Origin of the sequence: Mesorhizobium sp. B2-3-14, assembly GCF_006442175.1 — a bacterium.
GTDB classification, from domain to species: Bacteria; Pseudomonadota; Alphaproteobacteria; order Rhizobiales; family Rhizobiaceae; genus Mesorhizobium; species Mesorhizobium australicum.
Window position 1 is genome coordinate 85,487 of record NZ_VFVP01000008.1, and the last position, 12,656, is coordinate 98,142.

Here is a 12,656-nt window from a genome sequence, read left to right on the forward strand (position 1 = left end):
CCAGAAGGACTCGCCAGGGATGGGAACTACCGAGAAGTCTCGGCAAGTTGGTGAGATGGCGGCGCGTGGGGAGGGGTTCCACATGCGCGCCGGTTATCGCCGTTCGAGCATTGCAAGGCAGCTCTGGAAGACGACGGCGCTTACGTCGCTGGCGCTAGCGCTCTCGGGCGTGGCCGCCTATGGCGACGATGCCGGGCTCTGGCAGCCGCAGGTCCGGGCCATCATCGGCGCCGACAACAATGGCGGCAACGCCGCGCTCGAAGGCTTCATCCCGATCAAGCAGAGCGCCGAATCGGTGCTGTTCCTGGATGTGCGGGCCAAGCACGATTTCAAGGACGCCTTCGGCCAGGATATCGGCCTCGGCATCCGCCGCATCGTCAACCCGGACCTGATGCTCGGCGGCTATGCCTATTTCAATGCCGAGAGTTACGGCGGCACCCAGTTCACCGGGGGCACGCTGGGCGTCGAGGCGATCACGCCGAATTTCGACGCGCATGTGAACGTCTTCGTGCCGATCAAGGGCGACTCGACCGACCACTCGACCAGCTCGACCCTGTCGATGGTCTCCAACCAGCTGATCGAGCAGATCTCGGTGCTCGACCATCGCGACTACGCGGCCTGGGGCATCGAGGGCGAGGTTGGAGCGAAGGTGCCGCTCAATCTGCCCGACAAGCATTCGCTGCGACTGGACGTTGGCGGCTATCATTTCGAGGATCCGCACGGTGATGACGGCAGCGTCACCGGCGCCAAGGCTGGCATCGAATATGAGATCGGCGATGTCTTCGGCACCGGAACGTCGCTGACCTTCACCGGCGAGGTGCGCAACGACAATCGCGACGACACCCAGTTCGCCGGCAGCGTGCGGCTGAATATCCCGTTCAATCCCGGCGGCGGCTCGGACAGCACCGCGGCCATCGGGGCGGATCCGGTCTATCCGGTCAGCGAAGGCTTGCGCAAGCGCGTCAACGAGCGGGTGCGCGGCGATATCGGCGTCCGCATCCAGAGCCAGGACAAGACCGGCGGCACGACGACCCGCGTCGCCATCAACGCCGCCACCAATGCCGCGTTCGGAAAGTTCTATTTCGCCGATGGCGGCCTAGCCGGCGCCGGCACGCAGGCCGACCCGACGACATTGGACGATGCGGTCACCAAGGCCGGCAACGGCGGCTTCGTCGTGGCGCTCGGTGGCAATGGCAACCTTACCACTGCGGGCGTGACGCTGGCCACCGGCCAGACGGTCATCGGCGGCGGCGAAAGCGTCACCGCGAAGCTTTTCGGCGGCGGCACCGCCACCTTCAACCTGGGCGGCAGCGACGGCACGATCCAGGGCACCAACGTCGCCAACCCCGTCATCACGCTGGGCAATGGCAACACGCTGAACGGCATCACCATCACCGGCGGCGGCGACGGCATTTTCGGCAACAACGTCACCGGCACGACGCTGACCAAGGTCACGGTAACGGGCACCGGCGGCAATGGCGCCGACTTCACCGGCAATTCGACCAATGTCAGCGCGTCCAATTTCACCGCCACCGGCAACGGCCTCGACGGCCTGCACATCGAAGGCGACGGCACCTACAATTTCACCGGCACGACGCTGCTGTCGGGCAACCAGGACGACGGCCTCGATATTACGGGCAAGGGCACCTACAGCTTCGCCATCCTCAATGCTCAGGACAACCAGGATGCCGGCATAACGGTGAAGGGCACCGCCGCCGGCGGCAGCTTCACCACCACCGGCGGCCAGGTGTCGGGCAACACGGCGCTGGGCGACGACGGCGCCGGCATCTTCATCGACCCGATCACCGCGCATGTGGTGTTGGATTCAATCTCGCAGACCGGCGGCACATCGGGCGTCGTGCTCGACCATGTCTCGGGCAGCTTCACGGTCAACGGCGCCACCACGATCTCCAACACGACGGGACCGGCGATCGCCATTTCCGATTCGCCGGCAACGATCCGCTTCGGCGACATCAACATCACGGCGCCCGGCGGCGACGGCATGTCGTTCAGCGGCGTCAACGCGGCGGTGGTTGCCGGCAACATCGTCATCTCCGGGCTCGGTCTCGGCCATGCCGGCCTCGACTTCTCCGGCAGCCAGACGACCTTCACGGCGCTCTCGGCCAACATCAGCGGATCGGGCGCCGGCTCGATCGGCATCGATCTCGCCGACACGACCGGCGGCGCTTCGATCATCATCACCAATGGCGGCACCATTTCGGGCGTCGACACGGGCGTGCGGCTGGGCATCGCCGGCTCGCTGGCCCACTCGGCCAATGCCCAATTCAGCTTCGGCGGCGGCTCGATCGCGGGCGTCACCGCCTCGCTCGACGCGCGTGGGCTGAACCAGACGCTCGGCCTCTATGCCTTCGGCTCGACGACGTTCAGCGGCCCGCAGCTGTTCGACGTCCAGAACGTGATCTTCGTCGGCGCGGCAGCCTCGGGCTCTGGCGACGGCTCCTCGCTTGCGGACCTGGCGTCGATCGGCACCGCCGACGGCATTACCGACGCCAACGCGATCTTCGTGCTGGTCAACGACGCCGGCAACACGCCGATCAATGCGTCGGGCGGCTTCTCGCTCAGCGACGACCAGACGCTGGCGTCCTTCGGCAATGGCCGCTCCTTCTCGCTCGGCGGCGTGCCGATCAACGTCACCGGGACCAACATCCAGCACGACCAGGTCGTTTCGGATCCCGGCACCGGGGCGGCGACGCTGACCAATTCGGGCGCCGGCGACGTCGTCACGCTGGGCAACGGCAACTCGCTGCTGGATTTCAACATTTCGGGCAGCAGCAGCGCGGCGATCAACGGGACGGGTGTTGCCGGCCTGGCGGTGCAGGGCGTTACGATCAGCAATGTCGCGACAGGCCTGTCGCTCGACAATTTCAGCGGTACCGGCGCGTTCACCAATTTCGATATCGCCAGCGCCGGCTCGGGCGTCAGCATCACCGGCGGCACCACCGGGACCCTGACCTTTGACGCGGCGAGCTCCATCGCCGGCACGACAGGCGTGGCGTTCAACATCGATTCCTCGACGCCGAATCTCATCTACAACGGCACGATCAACCAGACCGCTGCTGCCAGTGCGGTCAAGATCAACGCCATGAACGGCGGCTTCGCCAGGTTCGGCGGCAAGATCACCGCCAGCACCGGCGCGGCCAACGCCATCGACCTGACCGGCAATGCCGGCGGCGCGATTGCTTTCGTCGGCGGTCTCGATCTGACAGCCGATGGCGGCTTTGCCTTCAGCGCCGTCAATGGCGGCAATCTGACGGTGTACGGGGCTAGCAATACCGTGGCGACCGGCCTGGGGCCGGACGAGAAGGGCATCCAGATCGCCGGCATGACGATCGGCCTGGCCGGATTGAACTTCTCCAGCGTCACCGTGGATGGCTCGGGCGGCGGCGTTTCGACCGGCATCGCCATTTCCAACACCAGCGGCGGCAACGTCAACTTCGGTGGCGTCGACCTGTATCGCATCAGCGGCGATGCCATCAGTCTCGACAATGTCGCCAGCGGCAGATACACCTTCCAGGGCACGACCAAGGTCGACACCGTGGTGGGTGGAGGCTCCGGCTTCCTGGTTCAGAACAGCGCCGCAACCGTCGGCGTCAGCAACCTCGTAACGACGAATATCGCCGGCGCCGATGCCAGCCTGACCAACAACACCGGCACGATCGACATTGGCGGCACCATCACCAATTCCGGCACGGGCGATGGCGTCGTCGTCTCCGGCGGCAGCGCGGTGATCACGATCGGCGCGACCATCAACAGCTCGGCGACAGCGCCCGGCACGGCCGTCAGGGTCGACGGCATCACCGGCGGCTCGGTCGCCTTCACTGGTCCGGTCACCTCAACCGGCGCGGGCAACCTGTTCGCCATCGGCTCGACCACCGCGCCGACGGGTGGCACGATCAGCTTCACCGACTCGGCGCTGACCGCCAGCGGCGGCGGTGGCGCGATCATCGCAGGCTTGGGCGCGGCCGCGACCTTCAACGCCACGTCCCCAATTTCGATCACCAACGCGGTCGGCAACGGCCTGTCGGTCTCCAATGTCGCCGGCAGCGCCACCTTCGGCGCGGTCACCGTGTCGGGTGCAACCGGCAATGGCATCGACATTTCAGGCAATTCCGGTTCGGTGACTTTCGGCACCACCAATGTGACGCTGGGCTCGGCGGCCAACACCGCCGGCATCAACTTCGGCAGCACCAACGCCGATGTCAGCTTCGGCACCACCAGTGTGACGATGGGCGCCGGCGCCAACCAGACGGCAATCGACTTCAGCGGCTCGTCGACGACGGCCGATTTCGGCGTGACCACCATCACCGGCACCGGCGAGGCCACCTCGCGCGGCATCGACCTGTCATCGACGACGGGCAACAAGACCATCACCTTCCTGCGCGGCTCAAGCATCAGCGACGTCCATATCGGCGTCGATTTGTCGTCCGGCCTCAGCACGCTGACTTCGGCCAACGCCAATTTCACCTTCGGCGACGGCACTTCATCCGATGGGCTGCAATCCTCGATCAGCGCCGCGCCCGGCGGCTACACCGTCAACACGGTCGGGCTCGACCCGACGCTCGGCAATTATGATTTCGACGACGTGTTCTTCACCGGCAGCGCCAATCTGCCCTCGGCGGTCGGCGCGGTGACGATGGTCTCGCAGTCGGGCGGCGTTATCGCCGTCGGCACGTACGGCCTCAGCCAGTCGGTGACCACGATTTCGCTTGCCGACGCCGATCTCATGACCGGCACGCAGACCTTCGCCTTCGTCGGCACCGTCGATCTCAGCGCAACGCCGTTCACGCTCGATTCCGGCCAGTCGATCACCGGCTTCGGCAACAGCAACGTCATCGCCGTGTCCGGCACCTTCCAGCAGGTGAACGTGCAGGGCAATCTCGGCGCCACCGGCGGCAACGTTACCGGCGACGAGGGCGTCGTCACCGGCACCGCGGACGCTATGCATCTGCTCGGCAGCAATCAGGTGCGCAACACCGCCTTCGACTTCACTGGCGCCAGCGGCTCGGTCTTCCTGATCGACCAGAGTGCGGCCGGCTTCGACAACACCGGCGGCATCACGATCCAGGGCGTCACGGTCAGCAATGTCGCCGTTGGCCAGACGGCGTTCAAGGTCGACGGCCTCACCAGCAACGTCTCGATCATCGACAACAACATCAACGTCGCCGGGACGCTGCTCGACGCCGATGGCGGCGACGGCAACATCACGCTCACGCGCGGCAACCTGCCCAATGGCGGGCCAGCCGGCACGCTGACCGGCGGCGGCGTCTCGATCGTCAACCGCACCGGCGGCCTTGTCGATTTCACCGACAAGGCGACCATCGGCGGCAATGGTGTATCGCTGGCCAACAACAGCGGCGCGGGAATCACCTTCGCCGACCTGGACGTTTCCACCAATGGAGCGACGGCCTTCACCGCCACCGACGGCGGCACGATCACTGTCGACGCGGGAACGATCAATGCCACGGGCGCGCAAGCGGCGGCGCTCGACAGCATCACGGCCGACATTCATTTCACGTCCACCAGCGCGACGTTCAGCGCCGGCAGCGGCATCGACCTGCAGAACCTGGCCGGCACGGCCGCTTTCGGCACCGGCACGCTGACCAACACCGGCACCGGCACGGCCTTCAATATCGGCTCGGCGACCAATGCCAGCGGCGGCAACGCCACCGTATCCTATGGCGGCACCATCGCCAGCAACGGAACCGGTGCGGCGGTCTCGATCCAGGAGCTGACAGGCGGCTCGGTGACGCTGTCGGGTGATCTGACCGACGGCAATGCGGGCGACGGCGGCAACATCCTCATTGCCGGCAATGATTCGGCCACGATCACCTTCTCGGGCACCACCAAGCAGATCAGCTCGGGCGCGACCGACGGCGTCAACATCGGCTTCCCCGGTGGATACCCGTCCGGCACGCCGAGCCCCAACACGAACTCCGCCATCAACTTCACCAATGGCGGCCTGGACATAACGACGACAGGCGGCATGGGCTTCGCCGCGCTTGGCGATTTCACTTCAGGCTCCGTCACGGTCACCGGCAGCGGCAACAAGATCAATTCCGGCGCGGACGGGTTGGTGGTGTTCGGCGCCAATGTCGGCGCTGACGGCATTACTTTTGACAGCATCGCGGCGGTATCGACAGACGCCGGCGTGTTGCTGCAGGCCGCCGTCCTTAACGGCGATGTCAACATCGGCGGGCTCAGGGACACCGGCTACGCGGGCGCCTCGCTGTCCGGCCTAACTGGTACCGGGGCGGTCAATTTCACAGGAGACATAGATCTCGACGTCAGCTTCAGAGGATTCGACATTGGCGGCCCACAGGTCGGCACCATAAATATCGCGAATGTCGCCGGATCCACGCTGACCATCGATGGGGGTGAGGGCGGCATCGTCACGACCGGCCTGCAGAGCGGGATCATCAATGTCGGCGGCAATGGGGGCGTTGCCAGCATCGGCGCGACGACAAGCACCACCGGTTCGGCCATCGCCCTCGATGGCGGCAACAATCTCGTCCACGCGACGCTGAACTACAACGGCTCGATCAAGGTCACCGCCGGCAGCGTTGTTCAGGCTGTGGCCGATTGGAGCGAGCTCAATTTGAGCGGTTCGGTCGTTTCGACCACGGACGCGGCGGCGGCGGGGACGGCGGCCTTCACCTTCACCGGCAACGCCAACGGCGCCTACAACATTTCAAGCACGATCAATCATACCGGCAAGGGCATTGGCGTGCTGTTTGACGGATCATCCGAGGGAACGGCCACCTTCTCCGGCACGTCCAAGATCTTCAACACCAGCAGCGGCGCCAACCGCGCCATCGTCAAGGCCCCCAGCATCGGCCCGGGCGAAGGCACGGGTACGCTGGCCTTCACCGGTGGCAACCTCAAGATCACCACCTCGAGCGGCGCCGGCTTCACCGCCAGCACCACCGGCCCGGGCACGGTCAGCGTCGGCGGCACCGGCAACGCCATCACCACGACGACCGGCACCGCGCTCGACCTGGACGGCGCGACGGTCGGCCCGGATGGCGTGACTTTCGACAGCGTCTCGGTCAACGGGGCGGCGACCGGCATCGCGCTGAACAATGTTTCCGGCGGCACCGTCAGCCTTGGCGCCGCGAATTTGCTGGGCATCACCTCGCATGGCGTCGATATCTCCGGCACGCTCGGCTCGACGCTGAATTTCACCAGCCTGAACATCGGGCTCGGCGCGGCGAACGCGATCGGCCTCGACCTCAACGGCGCCGCGCTCGGCACCAGCACCGTCACGGCTGGGGATTTCGACGTCGACGGCGGCAGCTTCACCGGCACGATCGGCATCGACATGGCCGACACGACCGGCACCGGCACGATCCAGCTCGGCGACACGACCAACAACAACCCAGCCGGCCAGACCTCGAAGATCGAGAATGTCGGCTATGGCGTCCAGTTATCCAGCGCCACCAACGCCAAGCTGGTCTTCGGCGACGGGGCAGGTCCGGCCGAATCTTCGATCGCCACCACCGGCGGCCAGGTCATTCACGCCACCGACACCTTGCCGACAGCGGGCGACTACAATTTCAACGACGTCAATTTCTCCGGCGACACGTCAAACCTGTCGGCGATCAGCGTCTACTATGTCACCGCCGACGCCAGCGCTCTCGGCGACGGCAGCCTGCTCAATCCAGGCACCTATGCGAACGCCCAGAATTCCACGGCCAATGTCATCGTGCTGATCGACAAGAACGGCACCGGCAGCCAGGAGACGATCGACCTGAGCGGCACCTCGTTCCAACTCGACGACGGACAGGTGCTGCTAGCCTTCAAGAGCGGCGATGCGGCCGTCGATGTCTCGCAGCTCGGTGTCGACACCAGCAGCGGCGCCTCGGCGGCATTCCATTTCACCACGGTGCAGAATTCGCCGATCATCTCGGCGCCGGGCGGCATCGATACGCTGCGGCCGATCCTGCAGAGCAACACCGCCACCTCGGTGGTCAATTTCGCGACGACCGGCACCGGCGTCCTCACCGGCGGCATCGAGAACCTGATCATCCGCAACACCGGCAGCGGCACCGGCGTCTCGGGCAGCGTGGCGAGCGCCTCCAGCTTCTTCCTCAGGAACAACGACATCGCCGCCGGGGGCAGGGCGCTCGACTTCACCACCAGCGGCGCGCCGGCTGCCGACAGGCTTCTGCTTTCGATCGACGGCAATACGCTGCAGTCGACAGGGACCGCGCTTGCCGCCAATTTCCTCGGCCAGAGCGTCAGCGCCACTCAGAATACGATCGCGATCCGGTCGTTTGCCAACAATACGGTCATCGGCGGCACCGGCGGCGGCATTGCTTTTAACGGTGCCACTTTCGACTCGACGGGCGGCGGCGGCACCGTCAGCGCGGGCACCCTCACCGTCGGCACAACCGGTGCGCGCGTGCAGGGCGACGGCCTCAACCTGCTCAACACCAGCGGCACGCTCGATCTTGGCACCTTCAGCATTGCCAACAATGGCGACACGGGCCTGCTGGTCAACGAAAAGGGTGGCACGACCTTCACGTTGAACAGCTCGGGCGGCTCGGTCGACACCACGAACGGCACTGCCATCAATCTCGACCCGCTGACGGTCCACATGACGCTCGGCAGCGTCACCGCCACCGGCGGCGCCAGCGGCATCATCTTCGACGGTGTTGCCGGCACCTTCGCCGTCACCGGCGCCACCAGCATCACCGGCACGTCGGGCGCCGGCATCAACGCCATCAATACCAATACCGGCACGTTCAACTTCAACACGGTGACGGTCAACAACACGACCGGCGGCGGCATCGGCTGGGCCAGCGGCACGCTCAACGTCACCGGCCTCGCCAACATCGACACAACGAGCGGTGCCGGCATCACCCAGAGCGGCGGCACGACCGGCTTTGCCGGCGGCCTGACCGTCGACACCACCACCGGTGCCGGCATAGCCGCGACGGGCGGTACGATCAGTGTCGCCGGCTCGGGCAACACGATCACGACCGGGTCAGGAACCGCACTCGATCTCAGCGGTACGACCGTTGGTGCTGGCGGCGTGAATTTCTCCAGCGTCTCGGCCAATGGCGCTGCTACCGGCATCGCGCTGAACAACGTCTCCGGCGGCGCCATCGCACTTGGCACGGTCGACCTGCAGGGCATAACCTCGCGCGGCATCGATGTGTCCGGCACGCTCGGCGCGGCACTGTCTTTCACTGATCTGAGCATCGGCCTGAACAGCGGCTCGGCCGTTGCCTTCGACCTGAATGGCGCGATCATCAACGCGGCGATCACCGCCAATGATTTCGACGTCACCAATGCCGCCGTGAGCGCGGGCTCCTCGATCGGCGTCGACCTGCGCGGCGCGACCGGCGGATCGACGGTACGCCTCGGTGACGCCGCGGTCGGCGGCGCATTTTCCAGCATCGCCGGTACCAACACCGGCATATTCCTGAACAGCACGACGAACCTTGCCTTCACCTATGGCGACGGCGAATCGACGACCGACAAGGGTTCGACCATCAGCGCCAATGTCGGCATTGACGCCTCCAGCGCACCAACGCTCGGCACCTACAATGTCCAGGACGTGAACTTCCAGGCCAGCCCCGGCCTCGGCTTCGGCATCGGCAAGATCTATTTCGTCAGCGCCATCGCCACCGGCGACGGCAGCGGCAAGGACCAGAACAACCTGGCGACGCTGACTACGGCGGAAGCGGCGGCGCTTTCAACCGACATCATCGTGCTGGTCAACGATGGCGGCGTCATCACTGCAGCCGGCAGCAACGGCAACGACACGCTGGCGCTTGCCATAGGCGAGCAGGTGCGCGGTTTCGGCAACGGCAACATCAACCTGGCGCTGACCGTGCCGTCGACGATCCAGCTGGCCAGCAGTAGCATCTCGATCATCGACCAGACGCCCAATGGCGTCGCCACGCTGACGACCACCGATGGCAGCACCGCCATCACGCTTGCCACCAGCGGCAACATCATCGATGGCTTCACAATCGATGGCGATGATGGCCTTGGCCTCGCCTATGCCGCGATCGGCATCAGCGGCGCGACATCGGGCGCCACGATCAGCAACTTGACGATCAGGAACGTCACCGCCACCGATATCGACTTCGGCGCCGGCGCCACCGGCACGACGACGCTCACCAATCTTTCCCTCTTCTCCACGGGCGCGGCCGGCACCGCCATCAAGTTTGGTGCTGCCTCCGGAACGGTCACCGCCACCAAAGTCGTCACGTCGGGCGGCGGCGGCTTGTCCGTGGTCGGCGGCGATGCTGCGTTCAGCTTCGACAACATGAGCTCGGTCTCCAGCGCCGCCGGCACCGCTGTCAGCATCACCAACCGCTCCGGCGGCAGCTTCGGCTTTGCAGGCACGGTCACGTCGAGCTTTGGAGCCAGGGCCATTTTCATTTCGGGCGCGACTGGAGCAGACACAGTAAGCTTCACCGGTGCCGTCAACCACAACAACGCCACCGGCGCCGCCGTCGCGATCAACAATGGCGGCCAGGCCTCGACCGTCAGCTTCGCCAACCTCACCATCACGACGGGCAGCGGCAACACAGCCTTCACCGCAATCAATGGCGGCACGGTCAATGTCACCACCGGCTCGATCAGCACGACGGTCGCCCAGGCGATCAACCTCAACGGCATCGCCGCCGGCATCAATTTCACCTCGACCACATCAGGCGGCGGCGCCAACAATGTCAGCCTGGCGAATGTCACCGGCACGGTGAACCTGGGCACGGGCTCGCTGAGCGGTGCATCGGGCACGGCGTTCAACGTCAGCGGCGGCTCGGCCAATATCGACTACAATGGCTCCATCACACACACCGCCAACGCCACCGCGATCGACGTCCAGAACCACACCGGCACCGGCGGCGGCGCCAGCACGATCTCATTCGACGGAGCCGTGTCGTCGAGCGGCTCGAGCGACGGCATCAACCTGGTGAGCAATGGCGGCACCAACGGCACCAATATCAATTTCACCAACACGCTGACCATCAACACATCGAGCAGCGGCACCACCGGCTTCAACGCAACCGGCGGCGGCACGGTTATTGCCTCCAATACCAGCAACGTAATCACGTCGGGCGCGGGCACCGCGCTCAATGTCGCCAACACGACCATTGGCGGGGCGGGCCTGACCTTCCGCAGCATTTCGTCCAACGGCGCCGCCAATGGCATCGTGCTCAACAATACGGGGACCAGCGGCGGGCTGACGGTGACGGGCGATGGCCTCGGCGCGAACAACGGCTCCGGCGGCATCATCCAGAATTCGACAGGCGACGGCATCAGCCTGACCTCGACCCAGGACGTCCATCTCGCCTATATGAACCTCACCAACAATCTGGGCGACGGCATCGGCGGCTCGGGCATCAACGGCTTCGTGCTGAACCGGCTAAACATTTCCGGCAACGGCAACGATGCGGCGACCGACGAATCCGGCATAAACATCACGCAGCTGACCGGAACCGCCTCGAACGGCGCTCATGCGACCTCGATCAGCAATTCCGTGATCAGCAACAACAACGAGTTCGAGATTCAAATCTCGAATGCGTCGGGCACGCTGACCAACCTGCAGCTTATCAACAACACGATCTCGGCCAACGGTCTGGCCATCAATGGCAATGCCAGCTCGCAGCATGGCAATCTCGTCAATTTCCTTGGCACGGGAACGTCGACGATGGGGCTGACGGTCACGGGCGGCAGCTTCACCGGCAATATCCTATCGGACCCAACGCATCAGATTACGGGAACTGGCGTTTTCGGCAATTCGGGCGGCACCGCCATGACGGTGAATGTCTCCGGGGCGACGTTCACGAACAACAATGCCGGCGTCGACGTCTCTACCGATCCCGTAGCGACGTCGCTGACCTTCGATATTGAGAACAATACGTTCATCGGCCAGCGTTCGACCGCGATCAATCATTTCGACAATGGCAATGGGCCCTTCAACCGGACAGTGAACGGCAAGATAAGCGGCAACATCATTGGCAACAACGCGGTAACCAATTCTGGATCGCTTGTCGGGAACGGCATCAGCATCCAGAACGAAGGCGCTATAAACGGCAAGTATCTGATCACCAACAATCAGATTTATCAGATCGCGACGGCTCCCGGGATCAGCGTCAATGTCGGTCTCACTGGCCTAGCCACAGGCGGCGGTGAAACCGATGTCACCATCACCAACAATATTTTCGATCATATGAACGGCAGCCGTGCCATCACCATCCAGGACAACCAGGATCTTGGCTTCGGGCCATTCCCGACCATCTGGGCCAATCTGAGTGGCAATTCCTTCTCGAACGTAGCGGGCCAGGCCGGCAATGGCCAATTCGTGCGCATAAAGCAGACTGGTGGGACGGTGAAAGTTACACAGGGTACACCCACGGCCGCCTCCATCGCGACGGAACTGGATGACGCCAACGGCATAAACGATCCGACGAAGTTCAGCATTTCTGGAACGGTGACATTCTCGGCGGCCGGACTGCCGCCGCTGCCGTCGACCAACCCTCTGCCGTGAGCGTAACGTTGTGTTCCTGTGAATTCGCGCTATGGCAGGGCAGTCTAAAAACCGACTTGCAAAGCGGTGAAAACAACTGTTCAATGCGGGCTACAATATTTGTTTTCTGATTAGCAGACAAGTTTAA

At 64.6% G+C, this 12,656-nt stretch carries 1 protein-coding gene; it reads left to right on the forward strand.

Features of this window, described 5'->3' with window-relative positions; all coding sequences use genetic code 11:
• Positions 1 to 82: 82 nt before the first annotated feature.
• Positions 83 to 12,529, forward strand: coding sequence for a hypothetical protein (locus FJ950_RS20510; RefSeq protein ID WP_140618215.1), 12,447 nt, complete (start codon positions 83 to 85; stop codon positions 12,527 to 12,529).
• Positions 12,530 to 12,656 lie beyond the last annotated feature (127 nt).

Bases quoted from the DNA above. Each gene is read 5' to 3' on its own strand.
- FJ950_RS20510 (WP_140618215.1), top strand. From the start codon at position 83: ATGCGCGCCGGTTATCGCCGTTCGAGCATTGCAAGGCAGCTCTGGAAG.